General features: G+C 71.6%; 23 protein-coding genes. 17 read left to right on the top strand and 6 right to left on the bottom strand.

Annotated features, from left to right (window positions below; genetic code table 11):
* The first annotated feature begins 26 nt into the window (after positions 1–26).
* From M1D56_RS14825 to M1D56_RS14780, 10 genes are all read left to right on the top strand, one after another.
* Positions 27–1,001 (top strand): carbohydrate ABC transporter permease, encoded by a 975-nt coding sequence (locus M1D56_RS14825; RefSeq protein ID WP_271173005.1) that lies wholly within the window; start codon positions 27–29, stop codon positions 999–1,001.
* Between the two features lies 1 nt (position 1,002).
* Positions 1,003–1,839: a carbohydrate ABC transporter permease gene (locus M1D56_RS14820; protein ID WP_271173004.1), complete on the top strand. Its 837-nt coding sequence runs from the start codon at positions 1,003–1,005 to the stop codon at positions 1,837–1,839.
* Positions 1,836–4,418: a hypothetical protein gene (locus M1D56_RS14815; RefSeq protein WP_456284036.1), complete on the top strand. Its 2,583-nt coding sequence runs from the start codon at positions 1,836–1,838 to the stop codon at positions 4,416–4,418. Before M1D56_RS14820 ends, M1D56_RS14815 begins: the two co-directional genes overlap by 4 nt.
* Before the next feature lie 99 nt (positions 4,419–4,517).
* Positions 4,518–5,312: a TIM barrel protein gene (locus M1D56_RS14810; protein WP_456284035.1), complete on the top strand. Its 795-nt coding sequence runs from the start codon at positions 4,518–4,520 to the stop codon at positions 5,310–5,312.
* Entirely contained in the window at positions 5,309–6,874 is a 1,566-nt protein-coding gene (locus M1D56_RS14805; RefSeq protein WP_456284034.1) for a GMC oxidoreductase, read from the top strand. The genes M1D56_RS14810 and M1D56_RS14805 overlap by 4 nt, the downstream gene beginning before the upstream one ends.
* A 100-nt stretch (positions 6,875–6,974) precedes the next feature.
* On the top strand, positions 6,975–7,373 hold the full coding sequence (locus M1D56_RS14800) for a C-glycoside deglycosidase beta subunit domain-containing protein (protein ID WP_271172998.1): 399 nt from the start codon (positions 6,975–6,977) through the stop codon (positions 7,371–7,373).
* Entirely contained in the window at positions 7,370–8,476 is a 1,107-nt protein-coding gene (locus M1D56_RS14795; RefSeq protein WP_456284033.1) for a sugar phosphate isomerase/epimerase family protein, read from the top strand. The genes M1D56_RS14800 and M1D56_RS14795 overlap by 4 nt, the downstream gene beginning before the upstream one ends.
* Positions 8,473–9,513: a sugar phosphate isomerase/epimerase family protein gene (locus tag M1D56_RS14790; RefSeq protein WP_456284032.1), complete on the top strand. Its 1,041-nt coding sequence runs from the start codon at positions 8,473–8,475 to the stop codon at positions 9,511–9,513. Before M1D56_RS14795 ends, M1D56_RS14790 begins: the two co-directional genes overlap by 4 nt.
* Positions 9,514–9,524: 11 nt before the next feature.
* Positions 9,525–9,956 carry a C-glycoside deglycosidase beta subunit domain-containing protein gene (locus tag M1D56_RS14785; RefSeq protein ID WP_456284031.1) on the top strand — a complete coding sequence of 144 codons (432 nt, stop codon included), beginning with the start codon at positions 9,525–9,527 and terminating at the stop codon, positions 9,954–9,956.
* 51 nt (positions 9,957–10,007) lie between these two features.
* Entirely contained in the window at positions 10,008–11,009 is a 1,002-nt protein-coding gene (locus M1D56_RS14780; protein ID WP_271172994.1) for a sugar phosphate isomerase/epimerase family protein, read from the top strand.
* A 66-nt stretch (positions 11,010–11,075) separates the two neighbouring features.
* On the opposite strand, the gene M1D56_RS14775 is transcribed toward M1D56_RS14780, so the two are convergent.
* The 4 genes from M1D56_RS14775 to M1D56_RS14760 form a co-directional block, all read right to left on the bottom strand.
* Positions 11,076–11,849: a nuclear transport factor 2 family protein gene (locus M1D56_RS14775; protein ID WP_456284030.1), complete on the bottom strand. Its 774-nt coding sequence runs from the start codon at positions 11,847–11,849 to the stop codon at positions 11,076–11,078.
* Positions 11,850–11,860: 11 nt separating this feature from the next.
* Complete coding sequence (locus M1D56_RS14770) at positions 11,861–13,234, bottom strand: restriction endonuclease subunit R (RefSeq protein WP_456284029.1); 1,374 nt, start codon at positions 13,232–13,234, stop codon at positions 11,861–11,863.
* Entirely contained in the window at positions 13,231–14,115 is an 885-nt protein-coding gene (locus tag M1D56_RS14765; RefSeq protein WP_456284028.1) for a ThuA domain-containing protein, read from the bottom strand. Before M1D56_RS14765 ends, M1D56_RS14770 begins: the two co-directional genes overlap by 4 nt.
* 66 nt (positions 14,116–14,181) lie before the next feature.
* The gene (locus M1D56_RS14760) at positions 14,182–15,447 is read right to left on the bottom strand and encodes an ROK family protein (protein ID WP_282978835.1); all 1,266 of its coding nucleotides are present in this window, start codon (positions 15,445–15,447) and stop codon (positions 14,182–14,184) included.
* 103 nt (positions 15,448–15,550) lie between these two features.
* Here M1D56_RS14760 and M1D56_RS14755 point away from each other — a divergent pair, with 103 nt between their 5' ends.
* The 5 genes from M1D56_RS14755 to M1D56_RS14735 all read left to right on the top strand — a co-directional run bounded on the left by M1D56_RS14755 (position 15,551) and on the right by M1D56_RS14735 (position 21,518).
* Positions 15,551–16,591 carry a Gfo/Idh/MocA family protein gene (locus tag M1D56_RS14755; RefSeq protein WP_456284027.1) on the top strand — a complete coding sequence of 347 codons (1,041 nt, stop codon included), beginning with the start codon at positions 15,551–15,553 and terminating at the stop codon, positions 16,589–16,591.
* Positions 16,588–17,343, top strand: a complete 756-nt coding sequence (locus M1D56_RS14750; protein ID WP_456284026.1) for a hypothetical protein — start codon at positions 16,588–16,590, stop codon at positions 17,341–17,343. Before M1D56_RS14755 ends, M1D56_RS14750 begins: the two co-directional genes overlap by 4 nt.
* 1 nt (position 17,344) lies before the next feature.
* Entirely contained in the window at positions 17,345–18,262 is a 918-nt protein-coding gene (locus M1D56_RS14745; protein ID WP_456284025.1) for an alpha/beta hydrolase, read from the top strand.
* Positions 18,263–18,408: 146 nt separating this feature from the next.
* Complete coding sequence (locus tag M1D56_RS14740) at positions 18,409–19,968, top strand: MFS transporter (RefSeq protein WP_456284024.1); 1,560 nt, start codon at positions 18,409–18,411, stop codon at positions 19,966–19,968.
* On the top strand, positions 19,965–21,518 hold the full coding sequence (locus M1D56_RS14735; RefSeq protein ID WP_456284023.1) for a GMC oxidoreductase: 1,554 nt from the start codon (positions 19,965–19,967) through the stop codon (positions 21,516–21,518). Before M1D56_RS14740 ends, M1D56_RS14735 begins: the two co-directional genes overlap by 4 nt.
* Positions 21,519–21,713: 195 nt before the next feature.
* On the opposite strand, the gene M1D56_RS14730 is transcribed toward M1D56_RS14735, so the two are convergent.
* Positions 21,714–21,893, bottom strand: coding sequence for a hypothetical protein (locus M1D56_RS14730; RefSeq protein ID WP_456284022.1), 180 nt, complete (start codon positions 21,891–21,893; stop codon positions 21,714–21,716).
* Complete coding sequence (locus M1D56_RS14725) at positions 21,890–22,168, bottom strand: hypothetical protein (protein WP_456284021.1); 279 nt, start codon at positions 22,166–22,168, stop codon at positions 21,890–21,892. Before M1D56_RS14725 ends, M1D56_RS14730 begins: the two co-directional genes overlap by 4 nt.
* A gap of 88 nt (positions 22,169–22,256) precedes the next feature.
* Between M1D56_RS14725 and M1D56_RS14720 the strand changes: the two genes are divergently transcribed.
* Both M1D56_RS14720 and M1D56_RS14715 read left to right on the top strand, forming a co-directional pair.
* Positions 22,257–22,655: a C-glycoside deglycosidase beta subunit domain-containing protein gene (locus M1D56_RS14720; protein WP_456284020.1), complete on the top strand. Its 399-nt coding sequence runs from the start codon at positions 22,257–22,259 to the stop codon at positions 22,653–22,655.
* Entirely contained in the window at positions 22,652–23,563 is a 912-nt protein-coding gene (locus M1D56_RS14715; RefSeq protein WP_456284019.1) for a sugar phosphate isomerase/epimerase family protein, read from the top strand. Before M1D56_RS14720 ends, M1D56_RS14715 begins: the two co-directional genes overlap by 4 nt.
* The last annotated feature ends 21 nt before the right edge of the window (positions 23,564–23,584 follow it).

Raw genomic sequence — 23,584 nt, 5'->3', positions numbered from 1 at the left:
CCCGACCGGACGCGAGGGACAGGACGATGACCGCGATGCTGCAGCACGACACAGCCGACGAATCGGCGACGGAGGCCGTCGTCGTCCCCCGAAGCGGCAAGCGGCGGGGGCTGCGCCCGAAGGCGCGGCCCCGCCGCCCCGGCCTGCTGACGTTCGGGCACTGGTGGTGGGCCCTTCCGGGCATCCTCATGGTGCTCGGCATCCACTACGCCGCGACGATCGCGGGCGGCTTCTTCGCCTTCACGGACTGGACGGGCCTCGGCTCGTTCGAGTTCGTCGGCTTCGCGAACTTCGAGCGCATCTTCGGCGACCCCTCGAAGATGCTCGCGCTGGGGAACACCCTCTTCCTGGCGTTCGGCTCGGTGATCCTCACCAACGTCCTGGGCCTGGCGCTCGCTGTCGCCCTCAACCGGCTGCTCAAGACGCGGTACATCCTCCGCACGCTCTTCTTCATGCCCGTGGTGCTGAGCCCGCTCGCCGTCGCCTACATCTGGAAGTTCATCTTCGACTTCAACGGACCGCTCAACGCGTTCCTCACGGCGATCGGGATGGGCGACCTCGCCCGCGCGTGGCTCGGCGACCCGACGTTCGCGATCTGGACCATCCTCATCGTGATCGTCTGGCAGCAGACCGGCTTCTCGATGGTCATCTACGCCGCGGGCCTCGCGGGGGTCCCGGTCGAGATCGAGGAAGCCGCGACGATCGACGGAACCACGCTCTGGCAGCGGTTCTGGCACGTGACGCTCCCGGCCATCCGCCCCGCCGTCGCGATCGCGACCACGCTCGGCCTCGTGAACGGCCTCCGCATCTTCGACCAGATCATGGCGCTCACCGGCGGAGGCCCCGCCGGCGCCACCGAGACCCTCGCGACCGAGGTCTACAAGCAGGCGTTCTCGCTCGGCCAGTTCGGGTACGGCGCCGCGCTCGCCCTCGTGCTCACCGCGATCATCCTCGTCTTCGCGATCATCCAGCAGCGCGTGACGCAGGAGAAGGAGGACTGACATGTTCCGCTACACGAAGCTCACCGCGGTCCGCGAGGTGCTCATCTGGGTGCTCGCGCTCGTGTTCCTGCTGCCGTTCTTCTTCCTCGTCTCCACCGCGCTGAAGACCGACGAGGAGGTCTTCCGGTCCTCGCCGCTCGCGCTCCCCGAGGCGCCGCAGCTCGCCAACTTCGTCGACCTGTTCGCCGCGCAGGGGCAGGGCAACATCCTCGCCGGGCTCGTGAACTCGGTCGTCCTCACCCTCGGCGCGATTCTCGGCCTCGTGCTGCTCGGCTCGCTGACGGGGTACGTCATCATGCGCTCGACGCAGCGGTGGACGAAGGGCGCCTACTACCTCTTCCTCATCGCGATCATCCTGCCCGCGCAGCTCGGCACCGTGCCCCTGTACATCGGGGCGCGCGCGATCGGGCTCACCGGCTCGCTGTGGGGGATGATCATCCTCTACACGGGGATGATGCTGCCGCTCGCGATCTTCCTCTACGCGGGGTTCTTCCGCGGCCTCGGCACGGAGTACGAGGAGGCCGCCGCGATCGACGGCGCCACCCGGACGCAGATCTTCTTCCGGATCGTGCTCCCGCTCATGGCCCCCGCGACCGGCACGGTCGCCATCCTCACGGGTCTCATCGTGTGGAACGACTTCATGACCGCGCTCATCTTCCTCGGCGGATCCGACGCGCAGACCCTGCCGGTCGCGATGTACTACTTCATCGGATCGCTCGTGTCGCAGTGGAACAAGATCTTCGCGATCGTGCTCGTCTCGATGATCCCGATCCTCGCGTTCTACCTCGTCGCGCAGAAGAAATTCATCCAGGGCTTCGCGGGCGGTCTCAAGGGATGACGCTCCCGCAGCTCCGCGACGTCGTCGACGGCGTCGTCCCGAACGCGATCATGCCGCTGTTCTGGCAGAAGGGGGGCCCGGTCGAGACGATCGTCGAGGAGGCGCACCGCATCGCCGACGCGGGGATCGGCGCGGTCATCCTCGAGGCGCGGCCGCACCCGGAGTTCCTGGGCGACGGATGGTGGCGCGACGTCGACGCCGTGCTCGAGGTGGCGCGCGAGCGCGGGCTCAGGGTCTGGTTCTTCGACGACGACACGTTCCCGACCGGCCATGCGGCGGGCGCCCTCGAAGGCGCGCCCGCCGAGCGGCGCCGCCGGTTCCTCGCCGAGCGGCACACCGACGCGGTCGGGCCCGCCCGCGGAGCGTCGTTCATCGTCGACCGGCGGAAGTTCTTCGGCCCCGAGGCGGGGTGGGATCCAGGCCAGCTCGTCCGCGTCGTCGCCTACCGGCGCGAGGAGGGCGGCGAGGCGCTCATCGGAGAGCCGATCGACCTCACCGAGCGCATCGCCGACGGCCGCGTCTTCTGGGACGTGCCGGAAGGGCACTGGCGCGTGTTCTTCGTGTCGGTCGTGTCCGACGGGGCGAGCGAGCGGCATCGCGACCACCTCTCCTACATCGACGCCGATGCGACGCGCCTGCTCCTCGACACCGTGCACGAGGCCATCCACGCGCGGTACGCCGACGACTTCGGGGGCGTCATCGCGGGCTTCTTCACCGACGAGCCCGGGTTCTACAACGACCGCGAGACGTTCGACTTCACCTCGACGGTCGGCAAGCCGGGCGTCGTCCTGCCGTGGCACCCCGACCTGGGCCTCGATCCGCTCGCCGCGCCCCTGCTGTGGTGGGACGGCGATGGGGCGACACGGACGCGCCTGGCGTACATGGACGCCCTCACGCGCCTCTACGAGCGCAGCTTCGCGCGGCCCGTCGGGGAGTGGTGCCGTGCGCACGGCGTCGAGCACATCGGCCACGTCGTCGAGGACAACGGCGCGCACATGCGACTCGGCCCCGGCGCCGGCCACTACTTCCGCGCGATGGCCGGGCAGGACATGGCGGGCGTGGACGTCATCGGCGCGCAGGTCGTGCCGGGGTTCGGCCGAGGGCCGCTTGCGAACATGGCCGGCTCGGGCGACGGCGAGTTCTTCCAGTTCGGTCTCGCGAAGCTCGCGTCGTCGGCCGCGCACATCGACCCGCTCAAGCGCGGTCGCTCGATGTGCGAGGCATTCGGCGCGTACGGCTGGTCGTTCGGCCTGCGGCATCAGGCGTGGGTGACGTCGCACCTCCTCGTCCGCGGCGTGACGCACATCGTGCCGCACGCGTACTCCCCGGCCGAGTACCCCGACCTCGACTGCCCGCCGCACTTCTTCGCGCGCGGACGGAATCCCCAGTACCGCCACCAGGCGGTGCTGAGCGCGTACACGAACCGGGTGAGCCACCTGCTCTCGGGCGGGCGGCACATCGCGCCCGCCGCGGTGCTCTACCCCGCCGAGGCCGACTGGCTCGGGCGGGCGATGCCGGCGGAGCGCCCCGTCCGCCTGCTCGCGGAGGCGCAGATCGACGCCGACATCGTGCCCGCCGACGCGCTCCACGATGCGGTCGTCGCGGATGGCGCGCTGCGGGTCCATGAGGAGGCCTACGACGTGCTCGTCGTCCCGGGCAGCGCGCAGCTGCCCGATTCGACGGCGCGGACACTGCAGCGACTCGCGCAGGACGGTCTCCCTGTGCTCTTCGTCGACGAGGTGCCGGCGGTCGCGGACGGTGACACGCGCCTTCTGCAGAGCGCCTTCGCGCCCGTCGCGCAGGCGGGGCTCGCGGCCGCCGTCGCCGAGCGCACCGCGCGCGCCGTGCGCGTCGCCGCGCCTGCCCCCGAGCTCCGCGTGCATCGTGTCGACCAGGGCGCCGCCGATGTCGTCATGCTCATGAACGAGGGCGTCCGCGCCGCGCTCCCGGTGCGCGTCGCGGTTCCGCGCGGCGGCGAGGCGGTCTCCGTCGACCCGTGGACGGGGGCGCTCCGCGCGGTTGTTCACGAGGGCGGAGCGGACGAGGTCGCGATCGACGTGACGCTCGCCCCGGGGGAGACCGCGCTCCTCATCGTGGGCGATCCCGCCGCGTGGGCCGGGATGCCCGTCGCGCCGCTGCGCGAGCGCGCCACGCCATCGCCCGTCCCGGGGCCCTGGCGCATCGAGACGGCCTCGGCTCTCGCCTACCCCGCCTTCGAGGCGTGGCGGAGCATCGACGACCTCGTCCCGCTCGACCGGCCGGGGCTCCTGCCCCGCTTCAGCGGGACCATCCGCTACACGACCCGCGTCCTCGGGCATACGCCATCCGCGCCCGCTGTGATCGACCTCGGCGAGGCTCACGAGGTCGCGCAGGTGTTCGTGAACGGGGCCGATCTCGGAGTGCGGGTCGCGCCGCCCTACCGCTACGACGTGCCGGCGGGCGTCCTCACGGGCGACGACGAGCTCGTCGTCGAGGTCGTGAACACACTCGCGAAGGAGCAGCCCGACTTCTTCTCGGCATGGGCCGCGCAGGAGCCGACCGGCCTGCTCGGACCCGTCGTGATCGAGGGGGCCCGATGAGCACCCGCCGATTCGAGGACGGCCGGATCGTCGAGCACGGGGGCGGCGCCTCCGTGCATGCCGTCCACGACCACCCGATGTTCTGATCCAGGAGGACCGATGTACCAGCTCGCACCGAATATCGAACTGCTCTTCACCGAGGCCGGCGACTACCCGGAGCGCGTGCGCGCGGCGGCGGCGGCCGGGTTCGACGCCGTCGAGATGTGGGGCCCGACCGGGGTCGACGCGCCCGCGAAGCCCAAGGACATCCCGGCTCTCCGCGCCGCGCTCGAGGAGACGGGAACGCAGCTGACCGCGCAGCTCGCCGAGCCGCGCACGCAGTTCATGATCCCGCCGTGGGACCACTCGGAGTTCTTCCGCAAGCTCGACGAGGGCGTCGAGATCGCGTGTGCGCTCGGATGCCCGCGCATCGTCGTGGGCAGCGGGACGGGCTTCGGCGGCTGGAAGCGGCAGGTCCAGCTCGACAAGCTCATCGAGATCTACCGGACGGCGATCGCGCAGATCGACGGGTCGGGCGTCACGCTCGTGCTCGAGCCGGTGAACGTGCGCGTCGACCACCCCGGCTCGCTGCTCGACCGCACCTCCGAGGCCGCCTACGTCGCGCGCGGCGTCGACTCGCCCGCGTTCGGCGTCCTCTACGACATCTACCACTCGGCCGTCGAGGGCGAGGACATGGCGGCGGAGCTCGCGGGCGCCGGCGACCTCGTGAAGTACGTCCAGCTCGCCGACGCCCCCGGGCGCGGCGAGCCGGGAACGGGCGAGCTCGACTGGGAGGAGCGCCTCGGCATCCTGCGCACGTCGGGGTACGACGGTCCGATCGGACTCGAGTACTACCCGACGGTCGAGTCGTCCGCATCGGTGCGGCGCATCGTCGAAGCGGCGGCCCGCGCATGAGCCGCTACCCGAACGAGGTCGACGTCGTCATCGTCGGCTCGGGGCCCACGGGCGCCGCCTACGCGCGGATCCTCTCCGAGCGCGCGCCGGGGGCGCGGATCGCCATGCTCGAGGTGGGGCCGACCGTGTCGGACCCGCCCGGCGCGCACGTCAAGAACATCGTCGACGACGCCGAGCGCGCCCGCGCGCAGGTGCGCTCGCAGGGCCCCGCGGCGGAGACCGCCACCGTCACGAACCCGGGGGCGGTGAAGGCGGGGCAGCGGCGCGCCCGCGCCGGCACCTACCTGCTCGATGACGGCTACGCCCAGGACGGCGAGGACGGCCTCCCAGTGGCAGCGTTCTCGAGCAACGTCGGGGGCATGGGGGCCCACTGGACCGCCGCGTGCCCGCGCCCGGGCGACAGCGAGCGCATCGGCTTCCTGGACGAGGACGGCGCCCTCGACGAGCTGCTGTCGGAGGGCGAGCGCCTCCTGGGCGTCACCTCCGACGCCTTCGACGCCGCGCCGTTCTCCGGGCTCGTCCGCGAGCGCCTGGCCGCCGAGGTCGACGCGGAGCGGCCAGCGGACCGCCGCGTGCAGCGGATGCCGCTGGCCGTGCACCGTCGCGACGACGGGCGCCTCGTGTGGTCGGGATCCGACGTCGTCTTCGGCGACGTCACGCGCGCGAACCACGGGTTCTCGCTCCACGACGAGTCGCTCGTCACGCGCGTGCTCGTCGCCGACGGCCGCGCGTCGGGTGTCGAGGTCCGCGATCTCCGCGACGGGCAGACGCATCGGATCGCCGCCCGGTTCGTCGTCGTCGCGGCCGACGCGCTGCGCACGCCGCAGGTGCTCTGGGCGTCCGGCATCCGCCCCGAGGCCCTCGGCCGCTACCTCAACGACCAGGCGCAGATCGTCTTCGCGTCGCGTCTGCGCGACGTCGAGGCGCCCGCGACCCGGGAGGGCGGCGACGGCGCTCTCAGCGAGACGAGCGGCGTGAGCTGGGTGCCGTTCACCGACGACCTGCCCTTCCACGGTCAGATCATGCAGCTCGACGCGTCGCCCATCCCGCTCGCGGATGACGACCCTGTGGTGCCGGGATCGATCGTCGGGCTCGGGCTCTTCTGCGCGAAGGACCTGCAGGCCTCCGACCGGGTCGCGTTCGACGACTCCCGGGCCGACGCGTACGGGATGCCGGCCATGCGCATCCACTACACCCTCACCGATCGCGACCGCGCGGTCATCGAGCGCGCGAAGCGCGAGATCGTCCGACTCGGGAGCGCCGTCGGGGAGCCGCTCGACGACCGCCCCTTCGTCATGCCCCTCGGGTCGTCTCTGCACTACCAGGGCACGGTGCGGATGGGCGCGGCGAACGACGGCGCCTCCGTGTGCGACCCGTACAGCGAGGTCTGGGGCGTGCCGGGGCTCTTCGTCGCCGGCAATGGCGTCATCCCGACGGCCACGGCGTGCAACCCGACGCTGACCGCGGTGGCGCTCGCGGTGCGCGGCGCTCGCCGCATCGCGGAGAGGCTCAGCCCGCAGACGGCATCCGAGCGGGTCTCGGGAGCCGTAGCCGCAGGCTGAGACCGCCGTGAGGGGCTCCGGGCCCCACCAGGCCTTGACTTAGGTAGAAAAGAAGCATTAGTCTGACGGAAGTCAGACAAAGACGTCTTGGAGGACATCCGTGATCCCCGATCGCATCATCGAGCCCGGCACGCTCAGGACCGACGGCGCGCGCGTCGCGGTCGACGTGCGCATCCCCTGGTACCGCGCATTGCCCGCGTCGTGCATCGCCGGCGCCACGCTCACCGTCGACGGCGTCGAGGCGCCGGCCGACTCGCTGCGCTGGCGTCTCAACGGCGAGGAGCGCACCTTCGCCGACATGGTCGACGACACCGAGAGCTGGTGGTTCCCCGTCGACTCCGCCGTGCTCTCCGGCGACCTCCCGGTGCCCGCGGACGACGCGGAGCACCGCGTCGAGGTGGGCCTCACCCTCTACATCCCGTACATCATCATCGGCGACGACGAGACCCTCCACATCGAGGAGCGCGACGCCAAGACCATGAAGGCGGCAGCCGCATGACGAACCTCGGCGCGCCCATCCAGGGCGTCACCCTCTACAGCTTCACGCGCGCGTTCCATGGCCGCGAGTACGACCTCGAAGGGCTCATCCGCAAGGTCGCAGCCGAAGGCTACGGTCCCGGTCTCGAGATCATCGGCTTCTCGAGCTTCCGCGGCTTCCCGGAGGTCGACGACGCGTTCGCGGGCCGCTTCCGGGATCTCGTCGCCGAGACCGGCCTCGTCACGACCTCGCTCGCGATCAACGCCGACATCGGCATCCACCGCGACCGCCTGCTCGACCAGGACGAGCTCATCGCGTACATGCGGAGGCAGATCCTCGCCGCCGCCAAGCTCGGCTTCCCGATCGCGCGCGTGCAGATCTCGATCACGCCCGACTCGATGGAGGCGCTCGCTCCCATCGCCGAGGAGCACGGCGTGACGCTCGCGCTCGAGGTGCACGCGGACCAGTACGCCTCCCATCCGCGCATCCTCGCCCTGCGCGACCGCTACGAGAAGGTCGGCTCGCCGTTCCTCGGCTTCACGATGGACTGGGGCGCCACCGTGACCGGCTTCGCGCCGTCGCTCATCGAGGCGTACCGCCGTCGCGGCGCATCGGAGGAGCTGCTCGGCGAGGTCGTCGACCTGTGGAGCGCGTTCTACGAGCAGGGGCCGCCGGCCGACCAGGCCGAGCACGGACAGCGCTTCGGGCGCTTCATCGGCCTCGCGGCCCAGCACGGGCAGCCCGAGTTCGGCATCGACTTCGGCATCAACGGCACGGGCCTGTTCGGCCCTGCCCGCGTCGACGACTGGCTCGAGATCATGCCGTGGATCAAGCACGTGCACGGCAAGTTCTTCGGCATCGACGAGAACGGCGAGGAGCCGTCGGTTCCCGTCCGCGATCTCGTGACGCTCCTCGTCGAGAACGGCTACAACGGCGCGATCTCGAGCGAGTACGAGGGCTGGCACTGGAACCACTGGCAGTCGCCCTTCGAGATCATCGCGGGCGAGCAGGCCGTGCAGCGCTCCGCAGCGGAGGCCGTGGGCAGCCGCATGGTGACGGAGGCCGCGCAGGCACGGACGCAGCTGGCAGCGTGGCTGCCTCGAACGGAAGGAGTGAGCGCATGACGAGCGAGGGCATCGCCGGCACCGGCATCCGCCTCGGAACCACCCTGTACTCGATGACGAGCGAGTTCGCCGCCGGGCTGTACACGCCCGAGACGCTGATCGCCGCCGTCGCCGAGAACGGCATCGGGCCGGGTGTGGAGTTCAACATCGCGCAGCTCCTGCGCACCTACCCGGATGTCGACGCCGAGTTCACGAGGCTCTGGTTCGACACGCTCGAGAAGCACGAGCACGAGCTCGAGCCGAGCGCGGTCGGGACGAACCTCGACATGGGCCGCCGCAAGGATCGCGACATGACCCCCGACGAGGAGTTCGACTTCTTCTCGCGGCAGCTCGCCACGGCGAACACGCTCGGATTCCGGAGGATCGTCATCCGCTCGGCCGGCAAGGAGCTGCTGCGTCGCCTCCTGCCGCTCGCGGAGAAGTACGACCAGCGCCTGGGCTACGAGATCCACGCACCGCAGGGCCCCAACGATCCGAAGATCCTCGAGATCCGCGCGATGTACGAGGAGCTCGGATCCGAGCGCCTCGGGTTCACGGCCGACTTCTCATCGACCATGCACAGCCTGTCGCCGACGCTCCTGCGCACGCTGCGGACGATGGGCATGCCCGAGAAGTACTTCCCGGTCATGGACGAGATCTGGCGGAAGCCGCTGCCCATGCACGTGCGCAATCAGGAGTTCGAGGACTTCCTCACCGCGGAGGGCTTCGACTTCCTCCGGTTCGGGCCCTTCACGCGCCTCGCCTTCAACATGCACGGACTCGTGCCGCCCGAGGAGTGGCTCGACATCATGCCGCAGATCTTCCACGTGCATGCGAAGTTCTACGACATCGGGGCGGACGGCGAGGAGCCGGCCATGGACATCCCCCGCATCGTGCGCCAGTTCGTCGAGGGCGGCTACGAGGGCTTCCTGTCCAGCGAGTGGGAGGGCCACGCGTTCTCCGACCTCGGCGAGGCCGACCCGATCGACCTCGTCCGGAAGCAGCACGCGCTCATGCGCCGCGCGATCGAGGAATCCGTCGCGGCGGCGACGGTCTAGGAGGAGACGACATGGCCACTCACAACTCCCTGTTCTCGGAGAAGGACGTCACGCGCCGCGACGACGGCATCGCCGTCTCGATCCAGCTGCCGTGGTACCGCAGCCTCTGGCTGTCTGCCGTCGATGACGTCGACGTCACCGTCAACGGCGTCGTGATCCCCAAGGAGACGCTGCGCTTCGAGCTGCAGGGGCGCTCGTACACCGTGGCGGAGCTGCCCGACCAGTGGGACACCCTCTGGTTCGTCGCCGACCGACCTGACATCGTCATCCCGCTCGAGGGTGTCCTCGACGGCGGCGTGCCTGCCGTGGGGGAGCGCACCACTGTCGAGGTCGTGCTGACCATGCGCCTGCTCTACATGCAGATCGCGCCGGGGGTCGACGGCGGGCCCGGCCGGTATGTGACCAACCGCGTGCCGGTCGAGCGCGAGCTCGTGCTGGCCTGACCGTCGGTCCGCGAGTAAGTTGTAATCAACGACAATCGGGAGGAGTTCGCGATGGCGCGACCGATCACGCTGTTCACGGGCCAGTGGGCCGACCTGCCGTTCGAGGAGGTGTGCCGCCTCGCGGGGGAGTGGGGCTACGACGGCCTCGAGATCGCGTGCTGGGGCGACCACCTGGATCCGTGGCGCTGGGATGACGACGCCTACGTCCAGGGCAAGCTCGACACGCTCGAGCGCCACGGGCTGAAGGTGTGGACGATCTCGAATCACCTCAAGGGCCAGGCGGTCTGCGACGACCCGATCGACCAGCGCCACCGCGACATCCTCCCGGACGTCGTCTGGGGCGACGGAGATCCTGAGGGCGTGCGCCAGCGGGCGGCCGAGGAGATGAAGAACACCGCGCGCCTCGCGGCGAAGCTCGGCGTGAAGACTGTCACGGGCTTCACGGGGTCGTCGATCTGGAAGTACGTCGCGATGTTCCCGCCGGCGAGCGACGAGATGATCGCGGCCGGCTACCAGGACTTCGCCGACCGGTGGAACCCCATCATCGACGTGTTCGAGGAGGTCGGCGTCCGCTTCGCGCTCGAGGTACATCCGTCGGAGATCGCCTACGACTACTGGACGGCCAAGGCGACGCTCGAGGCGATCGGGCACCGTCCGGGCTTCGGGATCAACTTCGATCCGTCGCACTTCATGTGGCAGCAGCTCGACCCGGTGGCGTTCGTGCTCGACTTCGCCGACCACATCTTCCACGTCCACGTGAAGGAGTCGGTGACGAACCTCGACGGACGCAACGGCGTGCTCGGGTCGCACCTGCCGTGGGCGAACCCGCGGCGCGGCTGGACGTTCGTGTCGACGGGCCACGGCGCCGTGCCCTGGGAGCCGCTGTTCCGCGCGCTCAACGCGATCGGCTACGACGGCCCGACGAGCGTCGAGTGGGAGGACGCGGGCATGGACCGTCTGCAGGGCGCTCCCGAGGCGCTCGCGTTCGTGCGCAAGCTCAACGCCATCACGCCGCCCGCAGCGTCGTTCGACGCGGCGTTCTCGACGAAGTAGCGCGCGCAGAGAGCCGCCCCGGAGCCCGTCATGGGCTCCGGGGCGGCTCTCTGCGCGGGGGAGGGATCAGGCGAAGGTGTCCTCGAAGGTCGCGTGCGGGACGGGCGGCACCGGCTCGAGCTTCTGGCGCGTCGACGGGCTGTACGGGTGGTTCCTCTCGGGGACGGGCTCGTCGGCGGGAGGCATGAAGACGGGCTTGCCGTCATCGCCGAAGTACATGAGGTCGAGGTCGAAGGCGTGCTGGTTCTTCTCGCCGAAGCTCACCCAGTTCTCCTCGAACGGAGCCCGGGCCAGCTCGTAGCACCGGAACTTCCAGATGCGCCATTCGCCGTCCTGGCGGAGGAAGTCGATCGCGTGCTTGCACCACACCCAGTGAGCCCAGACCCGCTTGCCCGCCACGAGGCCGGGCGAGTACATGTACTCCGGGCTCTCCTTCGCCACCTCGACGTCGGTCAGACCGGACTCCGTTCCGGCCATGAGCCACACGCCCTTCGCCGTCTTCCCGTCCGCGGCCACTTCGATGACGGGCGTCGTCGTGGCATGGAGGATGAGCTTGCCGACCGGCGCGGGGCGGCCCTGGTGGTAGCGGATGACGCTGTCGTAGTCGGTGTACTGCCCCGCGTTCGTGTAGCGCGCGCGAATGCCCTCGGTGCCGCGCTTCACCCACAGCGGGATGATCTGCTCGTCCTGGAACGCGTTGTGCAGGTACATGTACCTGTTGAAGAGGTTCTCGATCGCGCCGCGGTCGTGCGCGGCCTGCGCGGTTCGCTGCGCCTCGGCGAGCTGCGCGCGCAGGTCGGCGACCTGCTCCGCGAGGTCGTGGATGGTCGGTTCGGCCATGGTGAGCTCCTTCACTCGGGGGATGGTGCGCCCAGCGCCTCGCGCGCGAGCGCGAGGTGGGCGCGGGTCGTCTCGGTCGGGTCGTCGTCGAGCCACTCGTGCCCGCCCCATTCGCTGCAGAGCGTGCCGCGGAAGTCCGAGCCGCGCAGCAGCGCCCCGAGGTCGCGGATGGGCGCGCTGACCCGGCCGTCGTCGTCCTCGAGGTCCCAGAACTTGAGGTGGAAGGCGCCGACGAGCGGCAGGATGGGGCGGAGCACGGCGGCCTCGGATCGGCCGAACCGCACGATGAGGTTCATGAAGAGCGTCCGCAGCTCGGGCGGCACCTCGCCCGCGCGCAGGGCCGCCGTCACCGCCGCCGAGGTGCCCGGGTCGCGCCACTCCTCGCGGAGCCGCGCGTGCAGGGCGGGCGGCAGCGCCGACATCCGCTCGAGGTAGGTCCTCGGGAGCGCGGGCATGAGCATGCTGATGTCCACGAGGAGGCGCACGTGCGGGTCGTCGATCCCGGCGACCACGTCGACCGCGGCGGCCTCGCGCTCGGGCGTCTGGTGCCCCTGCATCTCCTCGTAGAGCGTGAGGTCGAGCTCCTGCAGGGTCGGCAGGAGCCGGCGCAGCAGCGCCTCGCCGGCCTGCCCGATCGGCAGCCGCACGCCCTCGGCGCCGAGGGCGTGCGCCGCGTGCAGCTGCGGCAGCAGGAAGGCGAGCCGCTCGTCCTCCGATCGGCGCTCGCCGTCGCCGGTCCAGTCGTCGATGCTCGCCCCGGCGATGCTGACGCGTCCGCCCACATCCGCGATGCGCGTGCCGAGCCCTGTCGCCTCGTCAGCGGATGGCGCGGGGAACGATCGGAGGGACTGCCCGAGCTCGACCTCGAGGACATCGGCCGTGCCCTCGGCGGCGATCGCGACGGCGATGTCGGGCGCCGAGCGCTCGGCGCGGATGACCTCGGGCGTCCAGTTGAAGGCGCTCGCGGCGAGCGTCCATCGGCCCGCGGCCGCGGCCGTCCGCTCCGGCGCGCGCGGCGCCGCGGCGGGGGAGGGAGCGGACGGCGCCGCGTCGAGTTCGAGCACGCGCCGCGCGCGGAACGGCAGAACGAGCGGATGGCCGGGAGCGCCGGGGAGATAGGGGATGAGGAGCGAGAACGCCACCTCGACCTCGTGACAGCCGTCGGCAAGCGGCCCCGGAGCCACGACCTCGACGCGGTCCTGCAGGAACCACCACTCCGGGTGGCCCTCGCGCACCCGCGCGCCGACCGGCTCTCCGTCGACCGAGACCGCGAGGTCCTGAAGCGATGACAGAGGGAGCGAGCGGATCCACGGCAGCGACAGGCGCAGGGCGAACCCCTCCCGATCCGAGACGAGCGCGTCGTCGCGGAGCACGGGGAGCGTCATGCGCCGCCCTTCTGCGTCGCGGGCTCGCCCGCCGCGACCCACTCGTCGAACATGCGGCGCACCATCGGCTCGAGCGTCGTCGGCCACCAGTCGCCGCCCTCGACGGGCTCGCCCAGATCCTCGGGCGTGGGGATGGTCACCTCCCCCGTCGCCGCCCACTCGGCGGCTCGCGGGAAGAGCGCGCGGAACGCGGGGTGCCCGATCGCCGCGACGTCGTGGCCGATGCCGATCGAGGCCGAGCGGCCCGCGCCGTACTCGACCGTCCAGGCGACGGGGTGCTCCTCGCCCATGCCCGGCAGCGCGCGCCACTGGGCGGGCACCTGGGTGTAGCGCAGCGGGTTGTCCCAGCCGGTGAGCAGGATCGTCTTCCGCACGCCATCGGGCCAGCGCAGGCCGACGTAGAGGTCGTCGCCGTAGTGCGGGAACTCGGCGGGCCATCCAGCCGTGATGGGGTGCGCCTCGGCCGTGCGGAGGAGGAAGTCGTTGTTCGGCGCCCGCCGCGAGGTGTCCTCGCGCATCACGCCGCCGAGGAGGCGCTCGTACTCCGGATGCCAGCCGACGCCTCCCGCAAGGGTCGGGTGGTAGGCGATGAGGCCCTTGCCCGAGGCGACGAAGTCGAACAGCGCGCGCTCCGTCTCCTCGCCGAAGCGCTCCTCGGGCACGTCGCGCCAGGGGTCGCGCCGCCCGTAGTAGTTGAGGACGACGAGATCGTATGGGCGCAGCGTCTCGGCGGTCGCGCCCCGGAACTCCTCGGAGACCCGGACATCGAAGCGCCCGGTCGACTCCAGCAGCGCGACGAGGGCCGGAGTGGTCTTCCTCCAGTCGTGGTGGACGTCGGTCATCCCGGTGACGATGAGCGTGCGGATGGGCTTCGGGGTCATGACACTCCTTCGTGTGACTTAGACCCAGAAGATACACACTTCCGTTGTTTTTCGTAAGAAGTGGTCTCAGGCCGCGGCGAGCACCCCCTGGATGGTGGGCCGGCCGTCCGCGAACCAGCGCGGGAAGGTCGCGTCGAACAGCTGCTCGATCGCGAGCTGCGCGCCGCCGCGGATGGGCTCGGTCGGGTCGTTCGCGGAGTTCACGATCTGCAGGTCGCGGGTCGCGAGGGGCAGCGAGAGCTCGTACACGCGCTGGCGCACCTCCGCGAGGAAGACCTCGCCCGCGGACGCGATCGCACCGCCGATGACGATCACCGCCGGGTTGAACATGTTGACGAGCGTCGCGATCGACTCCCCGGCGACGCGTGCGGACTTCTGGATGAGCGAGATCGCGAGCGCATCGCCGTGGGTGGCGGCGATCGCGACGTGCTCCGGGATGAGCTCCTCGTCGTTCTTGACGAAGTAGGCGAGGGCTCCCTCGTCGCCCTCCGCCACCGCGCGATGCGCGTCGCGGATGAGCGCCCATCCGCTCGCGACGGCCTCGAGGCAGCCGATCTTGCCGCACCGGCACAGCTCCTCCGAGCCGAGCACGCGCACGTGGCCGATGTCGCCGGCCGCGCCGTTCGCACCGCGGTGGAGGTGCCCCTGCGAGAGGAGCCCGGCGCCGATGCCGGATCCGATCTTGCAGAAGATGAGGTCGACGTTCTGCGCACGGCGGCGGTCGCGCTCGCTGAGCGCGAGGAGGTTCACGTCGTTGTCGACCCACACGGGCGCGGAGAACCGCTCCTCGAAGCGCGCTCGGACGTCGAATCCGCTCCAGCCGGGCATGATCGGCGGAGCGACCGGGCGCCCCGAGCTGAAGTCGACGGGCCCGGGGACGCCGACGACGACGGCCCAGATCGGGGCGTCCCCCGTCTGCGCGAGCACGGTCTCGGCCATCTCGATCGCGGCGTCGAGCGTCGCGTCCGGCCCGCGTGTGATGTCCCACGGTGCGTGATCGTCGGCGATCACGCGCCCGTCGAGATCGGTCACGCCGACGCGGATGTGCAGGGCGCCGAGGGCGCAGACGAGGATGCGCGCCTGCTCGGATCGAAAGCGCAGCACGCGGGGCGCGCGCCCTCCGGAGGACGGGCCCAGCTCGGCGTCCTCGAGGAAGCCCGCCTCGATCGCGCGGTCGACGCGCTGCGACACGACGCCGCGCCCGAGTCCGGTCAGCCGGCCGATCTCGGGCCGCGTGGTGGCCTCGCCGGTCCGGACGAGATTGACGATCCGCAGCAGGCTCGTGACCTCGTCGGTCTGGGCCCCGAATCGGAGGGTGGACTGGTTCGCCATCCTCGGATTCTGGCACAGTGCCCGCGAGATTGCGCGATCTATTGTCGATCGCGCCGAAACTTACGTGTACTTTTAACGTAAGTGCGCACGACGAGGAGGTCGCATGCCCACAGGAGTCGGGATCATCGGCGCGGGCCCGGGCGCGGCAGCGCTCCACGTCCCCACCCTCGCCCGCCTGGGCGATCGCTTCGCGGTCGTGCACGTCGCGGACGCCGGCAGCGGGCGGGCGGCCGCCATCGCGGCGCCGCTCGGAGCCCGCGCCTCCTCGAGCGCCGAGGAGCTGCTCGCCGACCCGGCCGTCGAGGTCGTCGTGATCGCGTCGCCGCCAGAGCGTCATGCGGGCCAGGTTCTCGCGGCGGTCGCGGCCGGCAAGCGCGGCGTCCTGTGCGAGAAGCCGCTCGCTCTCGCGCACGGCGAGGTGGACGCGGTGCTGCGCGCCTGCCGCGAGGCCGGGGTCGCGCTCATCGTGGGGACGAATCACCTCCACGACCCCGCGTGGGGGCGCGCCAAGCACTTCCTCATCGCACGGCGCGAACGGGTTCAGAGCATCTCCGTCACGGTGTCGCTGCCGGCCAACGACCGCTATCACGCGGCGGTGACCGAGTTCGCGGACCGCGGCGTGGCCGCGCCCGCGCGCTCGGCGCCCGACTGGTCGGATACCGGCTTCGCTGCGGCGGTCATCCGCCAGCTCGTCCTCGGCCTCGCCATCCACGACGCCCCGCTGCTGCGCGATCTCGCGCCCCGCCTCGACAAGGTCGTGTTCGCACGCCCCGTGCCGCCGATCGGATACGCGATCGGATTCCGCGCGGGCGACGTGCTCGTGCAGCTCGCGACGGCGATGGTGCCCGACGGCGCCGAGGCGCTGTGGCGCGTCTCCATCCGGACCGAGGGGGATGGCGTCGAGATCGACTTCCCGCCGTCGTTCGTGCACGACGGCTCCGCCGAGGTGCGGATCCGGCATGACGACGGCCGGCTGATCCGCCATCCGCGCGCTGCGGACGACGGCTATGTCGCACTCTGGCGCGCGTTCGCGGCGGCACTGGATGGCGACGCGCCCATCGAGTACGACGAGATCGCGGCCGACGCGCACTACGCGATCGATCTCGCGGATGCGGTCGCGGACGCCGTGCGGAGCGCCGCATGATCGGCGTGGACCTCGCGTCCGCGCGGGAGTCCGCCGACCGCTTCCGGGTCGCCGCGATCGAGCTGCCGCTGACGGTCGGTCCCGGCCGCGGGCGCACCGCGGAGCCCGGGGGCGAGCGGGTGGTCGTGGTCGACGGCGCCGACGGATGGGTCTCGCGGCTGCGCGACGCTCTCGCAGGGAGCAGCCGCTCGACGTCGCCGCTCGTGGCCGAGCCGGTGTCCGTTCCGGCCGAGGCGCTCGACGTGCTCGGCGCAGCGGAGTGCGCGGTCGAGCGCGAGCGGCTGCGCCCGCTGCCGGACCAGGCGTCCCGCGCGGCTGCCGCGGCTCGCGCTGTCGTCGTCGAGGCGGCTCTGCCGACCGACGCGGCGGCGGAGTGGCTCCGCGACGCGATCGGCTGGGGCCGCGTGCTCGCCGGGCCTCTCGCGCCGTCCGCGTGCACGCGCAGCTCGGCAGGCGTCCTCGCCCTCCTGGCGACGCCCCACGGGGTCCCCGTGACGCTCCTCGCGGGCGCGACCTCGGGCCATCCGGCGATCGTGGCGCGGACGCTCGGCGAGCAGCGGGTCGAGGTGCGCGTCGATCCCCGTGGCGTCGACGTGCGGGTCGCCTCGGCGGACGGCGAGCTCGTGCTCCCTCGGGTGCGCGAGTCCGCCGCGCGAGCTGCCCTGCGGCGTGCGGTGCACGGCGGGGCGACCGACCTGTCCGACCTCGTGCACGACGAGCGCGTGCGCGCCGTCCTCTCCGAAGGGAACTGACATGAGCGACGCCGACGCAGCCGGCCTGCCCGACTTCCGGCGCCTCCCCGTGCGCGAAGCCATCCGCTGGCTCGCCGAGCACGGGGAGCCGGAGGATCCGCGCCCCGACATCGACACGGCGTCGCTCGAGCGGCGGTTCCCGCATCTGCGCGGGATCGAGACGGTCGAGCACACGGTCGACGGCCCGCAGGGCGGCGTGCCCGTGCGGCTCTACCGGCGCCCCGGGGCGGAAGCGCGCGTCGCGCTCGTCTGGGTGCACGGCGGCGGGTTCATCGGCGGGCACCTCGACATGCCGGAGTCGAACTGGGTGGCCAGGGAGCTCGCGGCACGCGGGATCCCGGTTCTCGCCGTCGACTACACGAAATGCCTCGGCCAGGCGCACTTCCCCGCGCCCTCCGACGATGTGCTCGCGGCCTGGCGCTCCGCGCCCGCCCTGCTGGGGCTCCCGGCTGATCGACTGGTGCTCGGCGGGGCGAGTGCGGGCGGCAACCTCGCGGTCGGCGTGGCCGCGCGTGTGCGCGACGGCGCAGAGGGGCCCCTGCCGGGCGGGCTCCTGGCCGTCTACCCTGCGCTTCACGCGAACAGCGCGAACCCGGGGGTGCCGCTCGATCCCGCATCACCCCATGCGCAGCTCGCCCTGAACTTCGCGGGCTCCGTCGACGCCCTGAGCGATCCGCACGCGTTCCCGGGCGAGGGGAGCGGCGCGGGATACCCGCCCGCGCTCGTCGTCGTCTGCGAGCGAGACGCGCTCCGGGCATCCGGCGAGTCGTTCGCCGGGTCGGTGCGTGCGGCCGGAGGGACGGTCGAGCTGCACGTGGAGCCGGGCGCCGCGCATGGTCACATCGACCAGCCGGGCGACGCGGGTGCGCTCCGCACGCTCGACGTCGTGAGCGACTGGCTGCACGCACGTCAAGGATGACTTTCGACCTACTTATGTAGTTTTTCTACTGAAGCTGATATGCTGGCGGGGACATCGGGGCCCGCGAGGGCTCGTTCCCGTCGGCGCCGAGGCCGACGGGGCACACCAGGTCGAGTCGACAGCCCAGTCGTACGGGCCATCCGCTGATGAACCTCTCTCCGCTCCGCATCCGACTCCTCGTCGGCGCGCTCTTCGTCGTGTCGTTCCTGGGCGCGCTCGACCACACCATCGTCTCGACCTCGCTCGCGACGATCGCCGGCGAGCTCGACGCGCTCGCGCAGATGAGCTGGATCATCGTGGCCTACACGCTCGCGAGCACGGTGCTCATGCCGGTCATCGGCCGCCTCGGCGACATGATCGGCCCGCGCCTGGTCTTCCTCGTCTCGCTCGCGGTGTTCCTCGCGGCGTCGCTCGCGTGCGGCTTCGCCACCGGCATGACGGCGCTCATCGTCGCGCGCGTCGTCCAGGGCATCGGATCGGCGGGTCTCCACCTCATGTCGCAGACGATCGTCGCGCACGTGACGACGCCCCGGCAGCGCGCGCGGTACATGAGCGTCATCGGCGCGGCCTTCCCGGTCGCGATCCTCGCCGGCCCCGTGCTCGGCGGTGTGATCGTCGACACGTGGGGATGGCCGTGGGTCTTCTGGATCAATCTGCCGCTCGGCGGAGCGGCGCTCGCGTTCGCGGCGTTCGCGCTGCCTCACGTCGAGAGCGGGGCGGAGCGGGGGCGCATCGACGTCGCCGGGGCCCTCGCGTTCGCGGTCGCCATGGTCTCGCTCGTGCTCGCGGTCACCTGGCTCGGCGACCCCGCCGCGCTCGGCGCCGGCCTCGCGTGCGCGGCGCTGTCGGCGACGGGCTTCGCGGTCTTCGTGCTCGTGGAGTTCCGCGCATCGCACCCGCTCGTTCCGCTGCGCCTGTTCGCCGACCGCCGGATGGCCGCGTCGACCGCTCTCTCCGCGGTCATCGGCGTCGGGCTCTTCTCGGTCACGGCGTACCTTCCGACGTTCTTCCAGATGGCGTACCGCACGAGCGCGACGGTCTCGGGTCTCGTGCCGATCGCCACGGTGTTCGGGATGCTCGTGTCGAGCCTGTTCAGCGGATGGCTCGTCGGGCGCACGGGGCGCTACCGGCGCTTCGCGATCGCCGGTCCGCTGCTGGCGTCGTTCGGCCTCGGAGCGATGGCCGTCCTCCCGCTCGGGCTGCCGCTGTGGGTGCCGATGGCGCTCATGGCGCTCGTCGGCATCGGCACGGGCCTCTTCATGAGCCTCGTGGTCGCGGTCGCGCAGAGCTCGGCGCCGCGCTCGGCGACCGGGGCCGCGACCGCTGCGGTCAACCTCGTCCGCCAGATCGGCTCCACGGTCGCGACCGCGATCGTCGGAGGCGTGATCGGCGCCGGCGTGGCCGCCGCCCTCGTCTCCGAGGTCGCCGCGCTCACGCCGCAGGAGGTGCACGCGGCGCCCGCGGCCGTGCAGGACGCCGTCGCCCGCGCGTACGGCGACGTCATGGGGCCCGTCTTCGGCGCTCTCGCGCTCGTCTACCTCCTCGGCTTCGTCATCGCGCTCCTCCTGCCTGCCGGGCGCCTCTCGGACGAGCACGCCCCTGCCCATCCGCCCGCCGCAGAGCCGACCCGCCTCGTCGGGCGCGGCCATCCGATCCCCCAGGCCGCCGCAGGCGGCCCCGCCTCATCCCGCGAGGAGACTCCATGAACGACCAGCCCGTCATCGCCGTCGTCGGCAGCGGACCCATCGGCTCGACCTTCGCGCGCGAGCTGCTCGAGCGCCATCCGCGCGCCCGTGTGGTCATGTTCGAGGCCGGTCCGCAGCTCACCGCCGTGCCGGGGGAGAGCGTGCGCAACATCCCGTCGCCTGACGAGAAGGCGCGGGCGCGCGAGCTGTCGCAGGGCCCGCAGGCGGGCGCCCTGCGCGAGTCGCTCGGCATCCCGGCCGGAACGGTCGTCGAGGGGATGTTCACGGCGCGCCAGGGCACGCATCTGCTCGACTTCGGCGGGGAGGGCGCCGCGCACGCACCGACCTTCCCGGCGGCCGCGGCCTCGACGAACGTCGGCGGGATGGGCGCCCACTGGACGTGCGCGACGCCCCGCCCCTCCGGCTCGGAGCGCGTCGACTTCATCGACGACGCGGAGTGGGATGCGCTCATCCAGCGCGCGGAGGAGCTCCTGCACGTGCAGAGCGCCGCGTTCGCCGACTCGGCGGTCGGCGCGGCCATCCGCTCGCTGCTCGAGGAGGCAGCGGGCTCCGACCCCGCGCCGAGCACGCTGCCGGTCGCGGGAGACCCGCAGCCCGACGGCACGGTCCGCTGGGCCGGCGCCGACGTCGTGCTCGGCCCGCTCGTCGACCCGGGTTCCCCGATCGCGGCGCGCTTCGAGCTGCGCGACCTGTCGCTCGTGCGCCAGATCGTCGTCGACGGCGCGCGCGCGACCGGCGTCGTCGTCGAGGACCTCCGCACCCGCGAGACCTCGACGGTCGAGGCCGACCTCGTCGTGGTCGCTGCCGACGCGTTCCGCACCCCGCAGCTGCTGTGGGCGTCGGGCATCCGGCCGCGCGCACTCGGCCGCTACCTCACCGAGCACCCGGTCGTCATCTCGACCGTCGCGCTGTCCGGCGATCAGATGTCGCGGTTCGCCTCGGAGGCCGATCTCGAGGCGGAGCTCGCGCGCCGCGCGGCGAACCCGGTCGACCCCGTCGCCGCCGTCAACCGCATCCCGTTCGCCGAGCCGGGCCATCCGTACTCCCTGCAGGTGATGTACGCCGAGCAGCCCCCCTTCCCGCTCGATGAGAGCCATCCGCACGCCGGCAACCGGTGGGGCTACGTCAACATGGGCTACGGGATGCGCAAGCGTCCGCGCTTCGAGGACGGCGTCACGTTCTCAGACGACGAGCTCGACTACCGCGGGCTGCCGAACATGACCATCGAGTACGCGCTCGGCCCCGAGGAGGAGGCCGAGATCGCCGACGCGACCGAGCGCCTGCGCCGCATCGGCGAGGGGCTCGGCGTCTTCATCGCCGAGCCGCGGCTCATGCCCAACGGATCGAGCCTGCACTACCAGGGCACCACCCGGCTCGGCGTCGTTGAGGACGGCACCTCGGTCGCCGACCCGCACTCGCGGGTGTGGGGCTTCGAGAACCTCTACGTCGGCGGCAACGGCACCATCCCGACCGCGACGACGATGAACCCGACGCTCATGTCGGTCGCGCTCGCCGTGCGGGCCGCGCAGGACGCCGCGGCGCGCCTGTAAGACCGCGCCGGCCGATGCGGGGGGGGGCGTCGGCCGGCGTGCGGGTTCGCCTGTCGTTCGCCCCGGAACGCGGCAGACGGCCATCCGTTGGACGCGAAACGCGGCAGGAGTCCCAGGCTCCTGCCGCGTCCTGCGTCGATCCGCGCCCGGTTCGCCGCGAAACGCGGCGACGGCCGAGGCGCCCGAGCGGGCCCCTCAGACCATCGGCGTGCGCCCCTTCGCGCGGGCGGCGCGCTCGGCGTCGGCGAGGATACCCGAGTCGAAGTACTCGCGCTGCAGGATGATCCTGCCGTCCTCGACGCGCAGGAGGTGCACGAACGACTGCGGGTACGGCTCGCCCAGGAACGTCGCCTCCGGCACCATCCGGCTCGTCACGAGAAGAGCGAAGGATCCTCGCACGCGAAGATCTCGAGGTCCTGGTGCACGCAGTTCGCGAACATGCCGGCGTTGCTGACCGTGTTCGCCACGATCTCGTCGCGCCCTTCCCATCGGGTCTTGGGCAGCTCGCGCGGTGCGAAGGGCAGCTCCTTGACGCCGTCGGGGTGCCAGAGCGCGATGCGCTCCTCGGGGTTGTCGAGGTTCGACGAGAAGAAGGCCTCGACCACCGCGCGATTGCGCGCGCGGAGCTCGTCGGCATCGGACGGCGTCATTGCGGATCCTCTCAACGTTGGCTTCACGCGATCTTATGACTATTCTCGACATAAGTGAGCCCCACGACGGGGCGCGAGAGGAGCGAGGATGCTCGAGAAATCCCTCATCCAGTCGAAGGGATTCCGCAACGTCGGCGGAGACCGCCCGACCGGATTCCAGCTGCAGGTGCGCAGCCCCTACTACCGCGGCGTCTGGGCGAACCTGCTCGAGGAGCCCACGCTCGTCGTCGACGGCGAGGAGTTCGACGCCTCCGACATCACATGGGGCCTCCCGAGCGGCGAGTACTCGTTCGCGCAGCTGCGGGAGTCGACGGATGTCCGCTGGCCGCTCGAGCACGCGGCGGTGCTGACGGTGGCGAAGGACGGCGGCCTCGCGCCGGGCGTCCACGACGTCTCGTTCACCCTGCGCATGCGCATGTCGTACATCCCCGAAGAGCTCCAGCCGCAGGCCTGGACCGCGACCCGGAAGGCGGTGATCGTCCGATGAGCGCCCTCCCGTTCCAGCTGGGCGTCTCGGTCTACAGCTACACCGGCGACTTCGGCGTCGTCATGGACCTCGACGACTGCGCGCGCGACATCGCCGATCTCGGCGCGACCGGAATCGAGATCCTCGGCGAGGGCCATGTCGAGAGCTACCCCGAGCCATCCACGGCCTTCATCGACGCGTGGCACGCCCGCAATGCCGAGCTCGGGCTCACGCCGACACTGTACGGATCGTGGCTCGACACGCGCCGGTTCCCGGGGCGCGGCATGACCGTCGAGGAGGGCGCCGAGCAGCTCGCGCTCGACCTGCGTCTCGCCGCGACGCTCGGGTTCTCGTTCGTGCGTCCCAAGATCGGCGTCGTGACGAGCGACCTCCAGGTCGATCCGATCTGGGACCAGGCCGTCGAGCGCAACCTCGACCTCGCGCACGACCTCGGCATCACGATCTGCCCCGAGATCCACTGGCCGTCGGTCATCAGGTCGCCCGTGGTCGACGAGTACATCGCGTTCATCGAGCGCACCGGCACCGAGAACTTCGGACTGCTCATCGACACGGGCGTGTTCCAGAAGAGCATGTTCCGCCGCGAGGAGCCCGGCATCACGTCGCAGCTCGGCACGGGCGGCGCGCCCGCGTTCCCCGTCGTGCCCGTGGTGCCGGTCTCTGATCTGCGCGACGTCATGCCCTATACGGTGTACTTCCAGGCGAAGTTCCACGAGATCGACGACGAGCTCGTCGACCACCACATCCCGTGGGCCGAGATCATCGACATCGTCCTCGAATCGGGATACACGGGCTGGCTCTCGAGCGAGTACGAGGGGCACAAGCACCCGTACCGCGCCTCGGATCAGCTGCGCCGCCAGCACGCGCTCATCCGCACGCTCGCGACGGAGCGCCAGGCGGCGGCGCGTTGAGCGTCGTCTGAGGTTCGGATG

Source organism: Microbacterium sp. JZ101, from assembly GCF_053903175.1.
Note: the sequence above shows the minus strand (reverse complement) of the source record. Positions and strands in the feature narration are given on the sequence as shown.